Source organism: Synechococcus sp. CBW1107 (genome assembly GCF_015841355.1).
GTDB lineage: Bacteria > Cyanobacteriota > Cyanobacteriia > PCC-6307 > Cyanobiaceae > Regnicoccus_A.
The window spans coordinates 922,352-939,465 of the sequence record NZ_CP064908.1 but is presented as its reverse complement, the minus strand read 5'-3'; the positions used below and the strand labels follow the sequence as shown (position 1 = coordinate 939,465).

General features: G+C 65.2%; 13 protein-coding genes. 10 read left to right on the top strand and 3 right to left on the bottom strand.

Annotated features, from left to right (window positions below; genetic code table 11):
* The first annotated feature begins 48 nt into the window (after positions 1-48).
* Together I1E95_RS05040 and I1E95_RS05035 are read left to right on the top strand one after the other, a co-directional pair.
* The gene (locus tag I1E95_RS05040; RefSeq protein ID WP_197166002.1) at positions 49-810 is read left to right on the top strand and encodes a phosphoadenylyl-sulfate reductase; all 762 of its coding nucleotides are present in this window, start codon (positions 49-51) and stop codon (positions 808-810) included.
* A gap of 3 nt (positions 811-813) precedes the next feature.
* The gene (locus I1E95_RS05035; RefSeq protein WP_197166000.1) at positions 814-1,614 is read left to right on the top strand and encodes a type III pantothenate kinase; all 801 of its coding nucleotides are present in this window, start codon (positions 814-816) and stop codon (positions 1,612-1,614) included.
* Here I1E95_RS05035 and bcp read toward each other — a convergent pair.
* Positions 1,562-2,029, bottom strand: a complete 468-nt coding sequence (gene bcp, locus I1E95_RS05030) for a thioredoxin-dependent thiol peroxidase (protein ID WP_197165999.1) — start codon at positions 2,027-2,029, stop codon at positions 1,562-1,564. The two genes, I1E95_RS05035 and bcp, sit on opposite strands and share 53 nt — an antisense overlap.
* 64 nt (positions 2,030-2,093) lie before the next feature.
* Here bcp and I1E95_RS05025 point away from each other — a divergent pair, with 64 nt between their 5' ends.
* Together I1E95_RS05025 and I1E95_RS05020 are read left to right on the top strand one after the other, a co-directional pair.
* Complete coding sequence (locus I1E95_RS05025) at positions 2,094-2,609, top strand: hypothetical protein (RefSeq protein WP_197165997.1); 516 nt, start codon at positions 2,094-2,096, stop codon at positions 2,607-2,609.
* Positions 2,610-2,698: 89 nt separating this feature from the next.
* On the top strand, positions 2,699-3,388 hold the full coding sequence (locus tag I1E95_RS05020) for an alpha/beta hydrolase (RefSeq protein ID WP_197165995.1): 690 nt from the start codon (positions 2,699-2,701) through the stop codon (positions 3,386-3,388).
* A 98-nt stretch (positions 3,389-3,486) separates the two neighbouring features.
* On the opposite strand, the gene I1E95_RS05015 is transcribed toward I1E95_RS05020, so the two are convergent.
* The gene (locus tag I1E95_RS05015; protein WP_197165993.1) at positions 3,487-5,715 is read right to left on the bottom strand and encodes an AAA family ATPase; all 2,229 of its coding nucleotides are present in this window, start codon (positions 5,713-5,715) and stop codon (positions 3,487-3,489) included.
* Between the two features lie 98 nt (positions 5,716-5,813).
* Between I1E95_RS05015 and I1E95_RS05010 the strand changes: the two genes are divergently transcribed.
* The 6 genes from I1E95_RS05010 (at position 5,814) to I1E95_RS04985 (ending at position 15,381) form a co-directional block, all read left to right on the top strand.
* On the top strand, positions 5,814-6,905 hold the full coding sequence (locus I1E95_RS05010; RefSeq protein ID WP_370594577.1) for an efflux RND transporter periplasmic adaptor subunit: 1,092 nt from the start codon (positions 5,814-5,816) through the stop codon (positions 6,903-6,905).
* Between the two features lie 13 nt (positions 6,906-6,918).
* Positions 6,919-10,332, top strand: coding sequence for an efflux RND transporter permease subunit (locus tag I1E95_RS05005; protein WP_197165989.1), 3,414 nt, complete (start codon positions 6,919-6,921; stop codon positions 10,330-10,332).
* Positions 10,332-10,616: a hypothetical protein gene (locus tag I1E95_RS05000; RefSeq protein ID WP_197165982.1), complete on the top strand. Its 285-nt coding sequence runs from the start codon at positions 10,332-10,334 to the stop codon at positions 10,614-10,616. Before I1E95_RS05005 ends, I1E95_RS05000 begins: the two co-directional genes overlap by 1 nt.
* A 190-nt stretch (positions 10,617-10,806) precedes the next feature.
* On the top strand, positions 10,807-11,817 hold the full coding sequence (locus I1E95_RS04995; protein ID WP_197165980.1) for an efflux RND transporter periplasmic adaptor subunit: 1,011 nt from the start codon (positions 10,807-10,809) through the stop codon (positions 11,815-11,817).
* Complete coding sequence (locus I1E95_RS04990; protein ID WP_197165978.1) at positions 11,814-15,089, top strand: efflux RND transporter permease subunit; 3,276 nt, start codon at positions 11,814-11,816, stop codon at positions 15,087-15,089. Before I1E95_RS04995 ends, I1E95_RS04990 begins: the two co-directional genes overlap by 4 nt.
* Position 15,090: 1 nt before the next feature.
* Entirely contained in the window at positions 15,091-15,381 is a 291-nt protein-coding gene (locus tag I1E95_RS04985) for a hypothetical protein (RefSeq protein WP_197165977.1), read from the top strand.
* An 8-nt stretch (positions 15,382-15,389) separates the two neighbouring features.
* Here the strand turns inward: I1E95_RS04985 and I1E95_RS04980 are convergent, their stop codons facing one another.
* Positions 15,390-17,081: an alpha-D-glucose phosphate-specific phosphoglucomutase gene (locus tag I1E95_RS04980; protein WP_197165975.1), complete on the bottom strand. Its 1,692-nt coding sequence runs from the start codon at positions 17,079-17,081 to the stop codon at positions 15,390-15,392.
* Positions 17,082-17,114: the final 33 nt, after the last annotated feature.

Genomic DNA, 17,114 nt, shown 5'->3' with positions numbered 1-17,114 from the left:
CCGTCTGGGGTTGATCAAACCCTAACCAGCGGTGTTGCCCCGGAGGAGATGATGGACGCCATGACCAGCCTCACCACGACCCCGTTGCCGACGGATCGGCTGGGCCGGACCGTCGAGCCTGAACAGGCCAGGCGCGTTCTGGAGCCCCTCGATGCCGCTGGGCAGCTGTCCTGGGGGTATGAGACCTTCGGCGAGGGGTTCGCACTCACCACCAGTTTCGGGATCCAGTCGGCCGTCCTGCTTCACATGGCCAGCCGCCTCAGCGAGCGGATCCCCGTGCTCTGGGTGGATACCGGCTACCTCCCCAGCGAGACCTACCTCTACGCCGACAGGCTCTGCACAGCGCTGAATCTGAATCTCAAAGTGGCCCAGGCGGATCTTTCCCCGGCCCGGATGGAGGCGCTCTACGGACGCCTCTGGGAAACCGGCCGGGTGGAGGATCTTCAGACCTACCACCGCCTGCGCAAGGTGGAGCCCCTGGATCGGCTGTTCCAGGAGCTGGGGGTGCACTGCTGGGCCAGTGGGGTGCGCGGTGGCCAGACCGATCACCGCGGAGCCATGGCCCCCCTGGATGCGGTGCGAGGGCGCTGGTCACTGCGACCCCTGCTGTCCTGGGGCCCTCGCCAGGTCTTCTATTACATGGAGAGCCATGCCCTGCCCCAGCACCCGCTGTTCGAGCAGGGCTATTCCAGCGTGGGCGACTGGCATTCCAGCCGTCCTGACGACGGGAACGGCCGCGCCAGCCGCTTCGGGGGGCTCAAGCAGGAATGCGGTATCCATCTGCCGGGAGTGATGGGCGAGGGCATCTGAACCGTGGGTGCCGGCGATCTCTGGTTGCTGATCGGTAACAGCCGCTGGCACTGGGTTGAAGCGTTGGCCGAGGCGGCTTCCTTGCCCGAATCCCCGGTCCTGCGTTTCAGCCACAGCCCGCCACCCCCAGATCCCGCCCTGCTGCCGTGGGAGCGGCTGCGGGCCTGGGCTGCCGTGGGCCCGCTGCCTCTTCAGGGAGCGGGCCGCATCAGTCAGCTCATGGAGCTGGAGGGCCGGCGCCTCCGGCTTGAGCGGGTACCCCTGCAGCAGCTGCCACCCTGGCTGGGAATCGATCGCGCCCTGGTGGGCTGGCAGGCCTGGCAGCGCCAGGGGCGGCTGGGGGGAGGAGCCGTGCTGGTGGCCGATGCGGGCACGGCCCTCAGCCTCACCCGGGTCGGGGCGACAGGAGTCTTTGCGGGGGGCAGGCTGCAGCCCGGACTGAGCACTCAGCTGAGCTCACTGGGGCGCACCACGGCGCTGCTGCCTCTGCTGGAGCCCGGCCCTGAGGGGTTGGATCGCGTTGTCACAGTGAACGACCCCTGGCCGATCGAGACCGAGCAGGCGATGCGCGTGGGCTGCCTGAGCGGCCTGGCGGCGGCGGTGGCCCAGGCCTGGCGCGACCTGCAGTCCGTGGAGCCTGCCGCGCTCTGGCTCACCGGCGGCGACGCCCCGGCGCTGGCCCCGTTGCTGCGGGCGCAGGAGGTGCCCTTCGAACCGGCACCGGAGCTGGCGCTGGAGGCGCTGGTGGCCCTCAGCTCAGGCCCAGATCCGAGAGGATCTGCTGAGCCATCTCCTCAGCCTTGACCTTCCAGTAGATGAGCTCCAGCTTCCCTTCGGGGTCGATCACGAAGGTGTGGCGCATCATCCCCATGTACTCACGACCCATGAATTTCTTCAGGCCATAGCTGTCGTAGGCCGCGGCCACCTCACAGGGCTCGGGATCAGTGAGCAGGGTGAACGGCAGCTGGTACTTCGCGATGAACTTGGTGTGGCTGCCGGCCTCGTCCTTGCTGATGCCCAGCACCTTGATGCCGTGCTGCTCGAAGCTGGCCCACTGATCACGGAACCCGCAGGCTTCCTTGGTGCAGCCGGGGGTGTCGTCCTTGGGATAAAAATAAAGAACGACACGCGTTCCCCGCAGGTCGGCCAGTGACACGGGTGTGCCGTTCTGGTCGGGAAGGGTGAAGGCGGGGGCCGGATCTCCGATCTGCAGCGTCATGGTTCGACGATTGCCAGGGTTGACCCTAGGTCGCCGGTAGGGTCAGTCGACCTCCCGAAGCCCGATGGCCCTCGCCCTTCGCCTCGGCCTCTCCACTCTCCTGTCGCTGATCGGCGTCGCCGGTCTGGTCCAGCTCAGCCTGCAGCCGCCCCTGGCCAGCCGCCCGGGGGCCTCGGCGGCTGTTGTCCTGGCCGATCTCGAAGCCCAGGAGGCCCTGCTGGATCAGCGTCAGCAGGCGGCCCTGCTGCTCAACCGTTTCGTGGGGGCCCAGATCACCCGTTACTTCTGGGGTGGCTTCAGCGGTTACCTCGATGTCCTGGGCATCGAAGCTCCCCAGGACATGAGGGCTGAACTGAAGGTGGAGGACCAGAGTGCCCAGCTCAGGCTCACCCCCCGGACGGGCAAGGAGACCTATGTGGCTCGGGTGGAGGCCATCGAAAGTGTGCCGCGGGGGGTGGTCTGTCGCGGCGAGGGAACGCCGGGAGCCTTCCCTTATCAGTCCGACCGCCTCGGTTGCCCGCCGGGATGGCGCTCGCTCACGAGCCCCAGGACCCTTCGGCCCCTTCGTCCGACCCCATGAGGGGGCCATGGAGTGGGCCAGCCCAAACTCTGTCTGGATTCACTTTCAAGTTGTTGGCAAGTGCAACTCAGCTGTCTAAGTTGAAAGAGATGTTCCTTCGCCTCCCCGTGCTGAAGCGTCTTGCTGCTGGCCTCCTTGCTGGAGCCGCTATTTCAGTCACAGCCCTGCCTGCTTCGGCAGCTGTGGACAATGATATCCCAGTTCGCTGGAACACCGGCGGTGCCGTGTGGTCCACCAACCTGGATGCCTTCAAAACGTTCATCGAAACCGGTGATGTCACCGACCGTGGCCTCGCCGGCGGGATCTCCCGCTCCGGTTGGACCGCGAGCGAACTGCGCACCGGTCTGGCCAAGACCTACAGCGTCGATGTGGTGGGTGTGACCCGCTTCCTCTATTCCGACGCCGGCGTCAAGTTCCTCAAGAACCAGACCCGCAGCTACTTCCCCTACTGGTCGATGTCGACCTACGCCGTTCAGGGTCTGCGTGGCGCGATCATCGCTGACGCCGCTGATGGATCCATCTCCTCGGCCGGCATCATGGCCGCCCTGCCCACCGACTTCCGCCTGGCTGACACCTGCGGCACCTACGACGGCAAGCAGAACATCTGTGCCGAAGGCAAGTGCCAGGGCGAAGCTCAGTGCACCTCCCTGCTCTCCTGGTACGTCTTCCTGCCGGCCTGCATCCAGGCCAACCAGATGATGGACCCCGTGGCTGAAGTGCGCATGGCCCCCGCTCCTGCCCCCACCTACCAGCCCGAGCCCATTCGCGGTCTCTGGTGATCTCAGGGTTCTGGTTCCGGCCAGAAGCGTTCCGATCCAGCCCCGGCCATGCCGGGGTTTTTTCATGGGTGCGCCCCGGCTGGCTCAGCCTGCAGGGATCATCTGCGGTGGGCGATCAGGCGATGGTGGAGCAGGCGCTGGGGAAGCGGCCCTCGGAGCTGACCACGGAACCCAGCCTCCACCGTGGCGATCTCAACGGGGTTCAACACGGTTTCCAGCCGGATTCGGTAGGCCGCACCGGGGCTGAACCAGCGCTGGTAGGCGGTCTCGCTCAGCTCCAGGGTGAGCGACTCCTGCCAGCTCTCCTGTTCCACCTGCCAGTTCATAGATTCCAGGGCTCCCTTCAGCTCGGCAGGAGTCGGCTGCGCCGTCAGCCAGGCGCCCTCTTCGAGGCTGACGCGTCGCAGCAGCTCAGGCAGGGTCCTGTCATCCTGGCCAGCCTTCGTGACGCCTGGCCTGGCCAGCCGTTCGGCCAGCGCTCCAGCGGGACCCAGCAACGGGCCGCTCAGCAGCAGGCGCCACTGCGCCCCGGGGCTAGCCAGTCGCACCAGCTCTTCCAGCAACCGCTGCCACTGCTCCGGTGCCAGTCCCTGGAAGGGCGAGCGGCCCACCAGCCACTCGAAGCGCTCGCCGGGTTCGAGCGCTTCGCTCAGGCTCCCTGGCCTGGTGGGATCCAGCAGCAGGAGCCGTGGGCTGCGCAGGCTGTCGAGCAGCTGGCTCTGGGCCTGCAGTCGCTCCTGATCCGCTGCGCTGTCCACGCTGATCACCACGCCGCCCTCCGGGCAGCTCTCCAGAGGATCCAGGGCCCAGAGCAGGGATCGGGCCGCCAGGATCAGCGTCCGGTCCTGCCGCTGCCAGCCGGTCCCCTGCCAGAAGCGCTGGCGCAGCTGATCAAGCCGCTCCCCCTCCGCCGCGGCCTGGCGCTGCAGCCAGCGCTCCAGTTCCGCGTCATCGGGACCGCTGCTGAGCAGGGGTCCTGAGTCGGCTGTGCTCTCGGCGGCTGCGGCCAGCTGGGCGGCACGCCGCCGCTGCAGCCGGCCCTGCAGGGCCCCCTCCCAGCCCAGGTGACCCGGCAACCAGAACACTTCCCCCTGCAGGGCGGCCGGGAGGTAGGTCTGAGCCACCCAGTGCTCGGCGTAGGCGTGAGGGTAGCGGTAGCCCACACCATCGCCGAAAGCCGCTCCATCGCGGTTGGCGTCACGCAGGTGGGAGGGCACCTCCTGGCGGTTGGTGGCCCGCACACTCCTGAGGGCGTCGAAGAACCCCAGCAGGCTGTTGCTCTTCTCGGCGCCGGCCAGGTAGACGGCGGCCTGGGCCAGGGGGTAGAGCCCCTCCGGCAGACCCACCCGCTCGAAGGCCGCCGCACAGGCCTCCACCACCACGATGGCCTGGGGGTCGGCCAGACCGATGTCTTCCCCGGCGGAGATCAGCATGCGCCGGAAAATGAAGCGTGGATTCTCTCCGGCCTCGACCATCCGCGCCAGCCAGAACAGGGCGGCGTCGGGGTCCGATCCCCGCAGCGACTTGATGAAGGCGCTGATCGTGTCGAAATGGGCATCCCCCTGCTTGTCGTAGAGCACGGCCCGCTGCTGGATCGATTGCTCGGCGATCTCCAGGTCGATCCGGATCACCCCGCTGGCATCGGCGGAACTGCTCTCCACCGCCAGCTCCAGGGCGTTGAGCAGGCTGCGGGCGTCACCGCCGGCCACATCCAGCAGGTGATCGGCAGCCTCGGAGGTCAGCTCCACCGGCCGGCCGCCATAGCCGCGCTCCCCGTCGGCGAGGGCCCGCTCCAGCAGCACCCGCAGATCACGGGGTTCCAGTGGCTGCAGGCGGAACAGCCGCGAGCGGCTCACCAGGGCCTTGTTCACCTCGAAGAAGGGGTTCTCGGTGGTGGCGCCGATCAGGGTCACGGTGCCGTTCTCCACCCAGGGCAGCAGGGCGTCCTGCTGGGCCACGTTGAAGCGGTGCACCTCATCGATGAACAGCAGGGTGCGCAGTCCGTGGCGCTCCAGCCGCTGGCGTGCCGCCTCCACCTCCACCCGCAGGTCCTTGACCCCAGCCAGCACCGCGTTGAGGCTGGTGAAGTGGGCACGGGTGCTGCTGGCGATGATGCGCGCCAGGGTGGTCTTGCCCACTCCCGGCGGTCCGTGCAGGATCAGGTTCCCCACCCGATCGGCGTGGATCGCCCGCCGCAGCAGCCTCCCGGGGCCGAGGATCTCCTCCTGACCCACGAATTCCTCGAGGCTGCGGGGACGCAGACGATCGGCCAGGGGAGCGAGTGCCCGGCGGTTGATCTCCCCCTGATGGCTGAACAGATCGCTCAAGACGCGTGTGGCGGGATGAGGACAATCCTGGGATCAACCCTCAGGACCTGCAGCAGGAGGCACGGGCCTGCAGAATCGGGCAACTCATGTCACCGTGCGTGAAGCGTTCCTGTCTGGTGATCCCGGCCGCAATCGGTCTGCTGGCGGCTGGTCTCAGTGGCTGCGGCGATCCCCCCAAGCCGCCGCCCAGACAGGTTCAGGTCAAGACCGAACCGGTCGCCCTGGCGCGCTTCAGCGATGACGTCGACACGATCAGCACCCTTGAGGCTCTGAGCGTGGTGCAGCTGGCGGCCCAGGCCGGCGGCCGAATCGAGCGCCTGCTGGTACGTCAGGGGGATGTGGTGCGTCAGGGCCAGCTGCTGTTGGTGCTCGATCAGGTGCAGGTGCGTGCCGATGTGGCCAGTCTGCGTGCGCAGCTGGAGAAGGACGAGCTCAACTACAAACGCTTCGAGTTTCTGGTGCGCCAGGGGGCTGCCAGTGCCCTTCAGCGCGACCAGTTCCGCGCCCAGTTCGTGCAGTCGAGGGAGGCCCTGCGGGCCAGGGAGGCCGATCTGGCCTTCCGCGACCTGCGTTCCCCCACGGATGGGGTGATCAGCGATCTGCAGGTGAAGGTCGGTGATGTGATCCGTTCCGGCGATCCCTTCACCAAGGTGGTGCGCAACGACCGCCTCACCGCCCGCATCGACGTTCCCGGCGTGCTGACCGCCCGGGTGCGGCCCGGCCTGCCGGTCACCCTGCAGGAGCCTCAGTCTCCGAAGGTGCTGGCCCGGGGCGTGGTCAGCTCCGTGGATCCGGTCGTGAATGCCGGTACCCAGGCCCTGCTGGTGAAGGCCGAATTCGACAATCCCACCGGAGCACTTCGCACGGGCCTGCGCTTGCGCACCCGGGTCCAGCTCGATGCCGCTGATCTGCCGTCGGTGCCCTTCGCCGCTGTCACCCAGACGGCTGGCCAGAGCTTCGTGTTCGCCCTCGGCAGCCTGCAGGATCTGGAGAAGAATCCAGGCAAGGCTTCCCTGGATCAGTTGCGCCAGTTGCCGCCGGGGAGCAGCTTCGCCCTGCAGCGCCCAGTGCAACTCGGACCCCTGCAGAACAACCGCTATGCGGTCCTGCGTGGGGTGACACCCGGTGAACGGGTGATCACGACCAATCTGCTCACCTTGCGTCACGGCACTCCCGTGACGGCGCAGTAGGAGCTGCAGCCAGATGTCCGCTTCCGACAATTTCATCACCCGGCCGGTTCTGACCACGGTCTGCAGCCTGCTGCTCGTCATCGGTGGGCTGATCGCGATTCCTCTGCTGCCGATTGAAAACCTGCCCGACATCGCCCCGCCCACGGTGACGGTGAACTCCCGATACAACGGCGCCGATGCGATCTCGGTGGAGGAGGGTGTCACCAATGTGCTGGAGCAGCAGATCAACGGGGTGGAGAACATGGACTTCATCACGTCCTCCAGCTCCGCCGATGGCAGCAGTGCGATCACGGTATCTTTCGCCAGTGGCACCGACGGTGACATCAATCAGGTGAATGTTCAGAACAGGGTCGCCCTCGCCCAGCCGCAGTTGCCTGAGGAGGTGCGGCAGTCTGGTGTAGTGGTAAACAAGGCATCGAATTCAACCCTTTTAGTTTATAACTTTGTCAGCGAAGATGCCAATAATCCTTACAGCACAGAATTCATCAGCGGTCTGCTGGATCAAAATCTCACCGACCGGATCAAGCGGGTGAAGGGTGTAGGCAGTGTCGTCTATGCCGGCAACCGTCAGCTTGCGTTCCGCCTCTGGCTCGACCCTGATCGTCTGGCTACCAACAAGCTCAGCTCCTCCGATGTGGTGAACGCTCTGCGTAGTCAGAGCCGCCTCGTGCCGGCCGGTCGAGTGGGCGGCGAGCCCTCCCCTGAAGGTCAGCAGTTCACCTTCACAGTGCAATTACAAGGGCGCTTGCGCAGCGTCGAGGAGTTCTCCAACCTGATTCTGCGCAGCACTGACGATGGCGGGCTGGTGCGGCTCAGAGATGTGGGTCGAGTCGAGCTTGGCGCTGAAACCTACGACGCGAACGCCACCGATATCAGGGCTGTTCCGTCAGTGGGTCTGCTGGTGTACCAGTTGAGCGGAAGCAATGCTCTTGAGGTGTCTCGGGGTGTCAAGAAGGTGCTCGACGAGTTCAGTCTCACGATGCCCCCTGGCATCAAGATCGAGCAGATTTATGACAATACTGATTTCATCAATGCGTCGATTCAGGGAGTGACCAACTCCCTTCGTGATGCCGTGGTTCTTGTTGTGCTGATCCTGTTTCTGTTTCTGCAGAACTGGAAAGCCACGCTCGTGCCTGGCATCGCCATTCCCGTGGCTTTGGTGGGCACCTTCCTGTTCGTGAAGGTGGCGGGCTTCTCGCTCAACCAGCTCACCCTGTTCGGCCTTGTGCTGGCAACGGGTCTGGTGGTCGATGATGCAATCACTGTGATCGAGGACACCTCCACAAAGAAGTCTCAGGGAATGACCGCCCTGGAAGCAGCCATGAGCACCATGAACGAGCTGTTCGGTGCAGTGATCGCCACGTCGCTGGTGCTCTTCGCTGTGTTCATGCCGGTGCTGTTCTTCCCCGGCGCCACAGGAACGATCTATCAGCAGTTTGCCGCCACGATCATCTTCTCGGTGGCGATTTCCACTTTCAATGCCCTCACCTTCTCGCCGATGCTCTCGGCTCTTCTGCTCGCCCGTGAGGGTGATCCGCCGAACCGTCGCACCTACGCCATCGCAGGCACCTCGATCGGCTTTGTCTACGGGCTGCTGGTCAGCGGTGGCGGCGTGCTGGCTGTGCTGGCCTGGGTGGTCGGCGGCCTGCTGCTGGGCTACCTGCTCGGACTGATCACCCGGCTGCCCATGCGCCTGCCTGTGACGGTGGCGGCAGCTGTCCTGGGCCTGGTGCTGGGTGATGTCTCCCGTCCCCTGGCTGTGGGTCTTTTCGCGCTGATCGGGCTACTGGTCGGAGCCTTTCTGGGCCCCATCTTCAGCCGTTTCAATCGCCTCTATGCGGCCGGTGAGGGGGGGTACAAGAAAGCCCTGGCCTGGGTACTCAGCCATCGAGGACTGATCATGGGGGTGCTGGTGGGCGGAGTGGTGCTCACGGGCGTGGCTTTCACCTCGATCCCCTCAGGCTTCGTGCCGATCGAGGATCAGGGTTATGCGATCGGTTTTGTGCAGGCCCCGGATGGCGTCTCCGAGCAGAACACGCGCAAGATCAATACCAAGGTTGCCGAGATTCTGCGCAGTGAGCCCGACATCGGTACCGCTGTGATCATCAGTGGATTCGGTCTGGATGGCAACGCACCCAATAAGGGCCTGTTCTTCTTCGGCACCAAGAACTGGGATGATCGCCCCAACCCTGATCAATTCATGGACCAGATTGTGGAACGTCTGAACCGCAAGCTCTCCGTTATTGATGGAGCCAGGATCTTTGTGGTGGAACCACCGGCCATCCCCGGCTATGGAACGTCTGGTGGATTCGAGTTCCAGATGCTGGATCAGAGTGGCGGAGCACTCAGTCTTCCCGAATTCTTTGCCAATGCAAATCAGCTGATTGGCAAAGCCCTGCCCACAGGTATTTTTAGCAGGGTGTTCACGCAGTTTTCGCCAGAATCTCCTCAGCTGAAAGTGAATGTGAACCGCGATCAGCTCGCGGCCCTGAATGTGGATTACGGGCAGGCGATGCAGACGTTCAGTTTCTACTTCGGTGGAGCTTTCATCAACGACACCTTTCAGGAGGGCAAGATCCGACGGGTCTATGTGCAGTCGGATGCTGCCTTCAGGGCAACGCCGCAGCAACTCAAGTCGCTGTTCGTGAACAATCGCCTCGGTGAGCCGATCCCCCTGGCCGAGGTGTTCACGGTGGAACCTGCCTCCGGTCCATCCGTGATCCCCCATTTCAACCTGTTCCGCTCCATCAAGGTGGAAGGATCCCCAGCGCCAGGCCGCAGCTCAGGTCAGGCGATCAAGGGCATGACCGATGCCTTTGCCCAGCTGGGCACCAATGGTCTGAGTTTCGACTGGACCGGCCTCTCGAGGGAGGAGGTGAAGGCCGGCGCCCTGGCCATTGTGATCTTCGCTTTCGGCATTCTCGTGGTGTATCTGGTGCTTGCCGCTCAGTACGAGAGCTACAGCGATCCGTTGATCATTCTGATGACGGTGCCCACCGCCATGCTCGGTGCTCTGGCCTTTCTGGCAGCGAGGGGCGAAGTGCTCAACATCTATGCCCAGGTGGGGCTGGTGATGCTGATCGGCCTGGCCGCCAAGAACGGGATTCTGATCGTCGATCTGGCCAATCAGCGCATGGCCGAGGGAGCCACTCCCTATCAGGCGGCGAAGGAGGCGGCTGAATCCCGCCTCCGGCCGATCCTGATGACGGCGATCTCCTCCCTGTTCGGCTTTCTTCCCCTTGTTCTCGCCAGTGGGGCCGGCGCCCGCAGCCAGGCGTCCCTCGGCACGGTCGTGTTCGGAGGCCTGATGGTGGCCACGGTGCTCTCGCTGTTTGTGGTTCCGGTGTTCTATGTGGTGATGAAACAGTTAGGTGCGTCCGGCACGGACCAGACACCGCCCCCCGCCGTCACCTCCCCCTCCTCCTGATGGCCAGTGCACCGGAGCCCCTGAACGGACGCCGCATCGTGATCACCGGTGTGGTCGGAGCTCTGTTCGGCCTGGCCGTCAGCCTGTTCCTGCAGGCGATCGTGACCAACACGACCGTGACAGTGAGCTCCTATGCCGTGTTCTGGTTCCGGCTGCTCCTGGGTGCCTTCGGCACCCTGGCGGGCATGGCGATCGAAACGGTGCGTCAGCTGCAGGTCACCAATCCGGATCCTGCTTACCGCAAACCCGTCTTGCGCGGAGGCCACCCTCGGGAACGGCCGTGACGGGTGTTCTCCTCTCAACGGATTCAGCCGCGGCCATGGACAGAGAGTCCGAGCTGCGTCAGCCTTGGCGCATCTTGTGACCAGCCTCTTGCGGCCCCGCCTGAGCCTCCTGGCGATCACCACGCTTGCTGTTCTGGGGTCCCAGGCAGGCTGCGGTCGGACTGAACCAGCGGCCCCTCCACCGCCTGCGGTGAAGCTGGTTTCACCGCGTTCCCAGCTGTTCGAGGATTCCGCTGAGTATCAGAGCACCCTCGAGGCCATCCGCGAGGTGAAGCTCGCCGCCGAAATCGACGGGCGCATCGTGGCGATGCCGATGCAGGAAGGTCAGCGTGTCAAGCCCGGGCAATTGCTGTTCCGGCTGGATCAGGTGCAGCAGCAGGCCTCCACCAGTGCCGCAGCCTCGGAAGCCCGCAAGGATGTGCTCAACGCCGAGCGTTACATCTTCCTGAATGATCAGGGAGCGGTCTCCACCAAGGAGCGTGACTTCTACATCACCCAGGCCCTCCAGAGTCGCGACCAGCTGCGTTCCACCCAGGCCACTCTGGGCTACAAGAACGTGCTGGCGCCGATACCCGGTCAGGTCGGCAGCATCAACGCCAAGCTCGGCGACGTGGTGCGCGCCGGCGGCGTGGTCACCAGTGTGATCGACAACTCGATCCTGTGGGTGCGCCTCGATGTGGCCGGCGAAGACGCCTACCGGGTGCGCCAGGGTCTGCCGGTGCTGCTGCGGGTTCCGGGGCGCTCCGAGCTGGTGGCCAGGGGCGCCGTGAGTTTCGTCGCGCCCTCGCTTGACAAGGAACGCCAGACCCTGCTGGTCAAGGCCACCTTCGCCAATGCACAGGGCTCCCTGCGCAACAACCAGCGGGTGAATGCCACCCTCGTGTTCGATCAGGCCACGTCCCTGGCCATCCCAGCCCAGGCGGTGCTGCTGCAGGCCGGCAAGACGTTTGTGTTCCTGGCCCTGACCCCCCAGGAGGCCCGCCAGCGCCTGGGCCGGGAGATCGAGCCGCCGCCGCCGGCCGGTTCCCTGGTGGCTGTGCAGGTTCCTGTGACCCTGGGAACGCTTCAGGCGGGTGTCTACCCGGTTGAAGCCGGACTGCAGACGAGCGATGCAGTGATCCTCGGCAATCTGGCCCAGTTGCGCAGTGGCCTGGCGGTACGCAGGGCCACCGGCGCCCCGCTTCCCCAGACTCGTCCATGAGCCTGTCGGATACCTTCATTCGCCGCCCCGTGCTCAGCACGGTGTGCAGCGTGCTGATCTTGCTGGCGGGGGTGATCAGCCTGCCTCTGCTGCCGATTGAAAACCTCCCCAACATCGCCCCGCCCACGATTCAGGTGAACGCCAGCCTGCCGGGCGCCGATGCACTCACGGTGGAGAGTGCCGTGACCGGCCCGCTCGAGGAGCAGATCAATGGCGCACCGGGGATGGACTACATCACGTCCACCAGCACCGGAGAGGGCAGCAGTCAGATCAATGTCTATTTTAAGGCTGGCACCAATCCTGATATCGATCAAGTGAATGTGCTCAACCGGGTGCAGACGGCCACTCCCCAGCTGCCCCCCCAGGTGAATGCCCAGGGTGTGACGGTTCAGCAGACTTCAGGCAGTTATCTGCTTGTTTATAATATCACCTCCAGTGAAGGCCAGTTCGATCGCAACTATCTGAACGGTCTGGTGCAGCTCAATTTGGTCTATCCGCTCACCCGTGCGGATGGAGTCGGCCAGGTGAACATCTTCGGGGCCAGTGATCCAGCCTTCAGGCTCTGGGTGGACCCACTGAGGCTTTCTCGCTTCAATCTCTCCATCACCGATGTGGTGAATGCACTGAAGTCGCAGAATGTGGTGGTGATCGCTGGCAGCATCGGCGGTCCGCCATCTCTGCCCAGGAATCGTAGTACATTCCCAATTCTGGTTAATGGTAATCTTGAAACAGTTGCAGAGTTTGAGCAACTCATCCTGGCCAAAGGTTCCGATGGTGGACTGATTCGGCTCGGAGATGTCGGCCGGGCTGAGTACGCGTTTCAGAATTTCAATCAGGCGGCCGTGAACGCCATCAGCGGCCACCCGTCCGTCGGCTTCGGCGTGATCCAGCTGCCGGGCAGCAACGCCATCTCCACGGCCAAAGCGGTCGATCAGGTGCTCAGCCAGTTCCGCAACACCCTGCCGCCGGGTGTGGTTCTGGAGAAGGTGTTCGATCAGACCGACTTCATCAATGCATCGATCGAAGGAGCCCTCGATGCCCTGCGCGATGCGGTGGTGCTGGTGCTGCTGATCATTTTTCTGTTCCTGCAGGACTGGAAGGCCACAGCCGTGCCTGCCCTGGCCCTGCCGATCGCGCTGCTTGGAGCGATGGTGTTCGTGAAGGCCTTCGGCTTCTCGATCAATGAGCTCACCCTGCTCGGAATCATCCTGGCCACGGGCCTGGTGGTGGACGACGCGATCGTGGTGGTGGAGGCTGTCTCGGCCCGGATCGAGGCAGGAGATCCTCCGTTCGTGGCTGCCTCCAATGCCATGAAGGAACTCACTGGCGCCATCCTCGCCACCGCATTGGTGCTGCTGGCGGTGTTCGTGCCCGTGGCCTTCTTCCCCGGCGCCACAGGGGTGATCTATCGCCAGTTCGCGCTCACGATCGTGTTCTCGATCCTGGTGTCCACCTTCAACGCGATCACCGGCAAGCCTCTGCAGTCGGCCCTGCTGCTCGGTGGTGGCAAAACCGAGCCCCGCGGCTGGCGCTGGACCGCCATCGGCGGAGCCCTCGGAGCCCTCTACGGCACCCTGGCCGGCGGCTGGCTCCTCGCGTTGATCCTCGGAGTGGCCGGAGCGGTGGTGGGCTCCTTCCTGATGCCGATCTTCGAGGCCTTCAACAGGGGCTTCGAACAGCTGGCCCGCTCCTACGCGGCTCTGCTCCAGCAGGTGATCAGCCTGCGGCGGCTGGTGCTGGGGGGACTGCTGGCCGGTGTTGTGGTCACCGGCATCTCCTTTGTGGTGATCCCCACCGGCTTCGTGCCCACCGAAGACCAGGGCTACGGGCTGGGCATCATTCAGTTGCCGGCCCAGGCTTCGATCGAGGCCACCATGGAGGTGGCGGATCAGGCCCGGAAGGTGATTGCCAAGGAAACCGATGTGGTGTCTGGGGAGATGGTGGGTGGAGCCGGCTTCAACGGTGGCTCGCTCAATCAGGGCATCTTCTTTTTCGGCCTCAAGCCCATCGAGGAGCGCACCAGGCCTGAGCAGTCCGCCGACGCGATCATCAAGCGCATGAACAAGGCCTTCGCTGAGATCCCCGGCGCGATCGTGCTGGCCCAGGCGCCGGCCGCCGTGCCGGGCTTCGGGGCCCAAGGGGGGCTTTCCTTCCAGTTCAACGACCTCAGCAATGGCGGCTACAGCCCCACCGAGCTGTCCGGCCTGGCGCGAGAACTAATCGGCAAGGCCCGGACCACCGGCATCTTCGGAAATCTCTACACCCAGTTCGTGAGTGATGCCCCGGTCTGGCGGCTGGACGTGGACCGCGACCGGATGGCCTCGCTCGACATCGATTACAGCGCCGCGATGGAGGCTCTGGGCACCCTCACCGGCGGCAGCTTCGTCAATCAGACCTACGAGCAACAGCAGTACCGGCAGGTGGTTGTCCAGGCGGATGCCAGCCATCGCGGCATGATCCAGGATCTGAACAACCTCAACTTCAGCAACCGTGCTGGCCAGCTGGTGCCGCTCTCGAATGTGGTGAAGGCCCGGCTGGACAGCGCTCCGCCGATCATCAGCCACTTCGACCTTTACCGCACGGTGCTGATCCAGGGGGTGGAGGCCGCCGGAAGGAGCAGTGGCCAGGCGATTGACACCATTTCCGAGGTGTTCCGTCGCTTCAACTTTGCCAACATCGGCTCGGCCTGGTCGGCACTGACCCGCTCGGAGGTGCAGGCCGGAGCCCTGGCGATTCTGGTGTTCGCCCTGGGGATCGTGGTGGTGTACCTGGTGCTCTCTGCCCAGTACGGAAGTTACATCGATCCCCTGATCATTCTGATGACCGTGCCTCTGGCCATGCTCGGGGCGCTGATGTTCCTGGTGCTGCGCGGCCAGGTGAACAACGTGTATGCCCAGGTGGGCCTGGTGACCCTGATCGGCCTGGCGGCCAAGAACGGCATCCTGATCGTGGATCTGGCCAACCAGCGCATGGAGCAGGGCATGACGGCGGCGGAAGCGGCGATGGCGGCAGCCTGCTCACGGCTGCGCCCGATCCTGATGACGGCAATGGCCGCCCTGGCCGGTTTCTTCCCCCTGCTGGTGGCCAGTGGTGCCGGTGCCCTCAGTCAGCAGTCGCTGGGGGCGGTCATCTTCGGCGGGTTGCTGGTGGCCACCGGGCTGAGTCTGTTCGTGGTGCCCTCGTTCTATGTGCTGATGAAGCAGGCTGAGGCGGCCTGGTTCCCCGCCAGTCAGGAGACCGAACCTGTGCTGCCGGCGGGTCCGTCCAGCTGAGATGCCCCTCCCCAGGCCCGCCGGGTATCAACCGAGGCGCCAGTTGCGGGTTGATCGGCGTCGCATCGTGCTGGCCGGAGTGATCAATGTCTGTGCGGCCCTGCTGTTGTTGAGCCTGGCCCATCGGGTCTCGCGAACACCGGGTCAGCTGTTGCCACCGATCCATCCCCGCTTCTGGGTGCTGGTGAGCGGGGTGGCCGGGTTCTGCGGCATCTGGGGCGAGAGCCTGCGACAGATCGGCCTCACCCGCCGTGGCGAGCCCGGAGGCCCGCTGGATGAACGGGAAGACTGACCATCGTCTCAGGTGATCACCGTGGGTCGCTCCATGCCCGTGCGGCTGCGGATCTCGGCAAGCTGGTCGGCGGCGGTGATCAGGTCAGCGAGGGCCTGCTGGGGATCCTGGCCGAGGTTGCCGCCCGAGCCCACGTAACTCTCCAGGTAGAGGCGCAGGGTGGCCCCCTGGGTGCCGGTGCCGGAGAGTCGGAACACCACCCGGCTGCCGTCATCCAGCAGCAGGCGCAGACCCTGGCCGCTGGTGAGGGAGCCATCCACCGGGTCGGTGTAGCTGAAGTCGTCGGCGGTGGCGATGCTGCGGCCGGCGAAGCCGGTCCCCACCAGGGTGGGCAGCAGGCCCTTCAGGCGGTCGTAGAGGCCATGGGCCCTGTCGCTGGCGATCGCTTCGTAGTCGTGGCGGGAGTAGTAGTGGCGGCCGAAGCGGCTCCAGTGGCCGGCCATCACCTCGGCCACCGAACAGCGGCGTGTGGCCAGGATCTGCAGCCAGAACAGCACCGCCCAGAGACCGTCCTTCTCGCGGATGTGGTCACTGCCGGTGCCGAAGCTCTCCTCACCGCAGAGGGTGATCCGGCCGGCATCGAGCAGGTTGCCGAAGAACTTCCAGCCCGTGGGGGTTTCGAAGCAGGGAATGGCCAGCTCCCTGGCCACCACATCCACCGCGGCGCTGGTGGGCATCGAGCGGGCCACCCCGGAGAGGCCGCCGGCGTAACCGGGGGCCAGGGTGGCATTGGCGGTGAGCACCGCCAGGCTGTCGCTGGGGTTCACGAAGCAGCGCTGGCCCAGGATCATGTTGCGGTCGCCGTCGCCGTCGCAGGCGGCCCCGAAGCGGTAGGTATCGCCATCGAGCAGCAGCTCGGCCAGCTCATGGGCATAGGTGAGGTTGGGGTCGGGGTGTCCGCCGCCGAAATCCTCCAGGGGTGTGCCGTTGCGCACCGTTCCGGCCGGGGCCCCCAGCAGCCCCTCCAGCAGGCGGCTGGCGTAGGGGCCGGTGACGGCATGCATCGCATCGAAGGCGATCGGGAAGTCGCCCCGCAGCATGGCGCTGATCGCGTCGAAGTCGAACAGGCCCTGAAGCAGGGACACGTAGTCGTCGACCCCGTCGATCACCTCGATGCGCAGGTTGCCCAGGGGGCAGATTCCGGGTGCCTCCAGGGACGGTGTCCCGCCGTCAACGATCCGGTAGCTCTCCAGCTGGGTGGTGGCGCTGTAGATGGCATCGGTGATCGATTCGGGGGCCGGCCCGCCATTGGCGCCATTCACCTTGACGCCGAAATCTCCCTCGGGACCGCCGGGGTTGTGGCTGGCGGAAAGAATGATGCCGCCGATGGCCCGGTGCTTGCGGATCAGGTTCGAGGCGGCGGGGGTGGAGAGAATTCCGCCGGTGGTGGTGATCAGTCGGGCCACGCCGTGGGCGGCGGCCATGCGGGAGATCACATCGATGGCCCGGCGGTTGCCGTAGCGGCCGTCGCCGCCAAGGATCAGCGTGCCCCCCGCCACCCCGGGCATCACCCGGAACACCGCCTCCACGAAGCTCTCCAGATAGTGGGGCTGCTCGAACTGACGGCTGCTCTTGCGCAGGCCGGAGGTGCCGGGTTTCTGGTCGGTGAAGGGGGCGCTCAGGAGCACCTCACGAACCGATGGTGATGGAGAGGCGTCCGTGGCAGCGGCGGGAGCATCGGAAGAGGCGCTGCTGGTCATGGATGCCAACCTGGGGTGACGCCACGCTAGCCC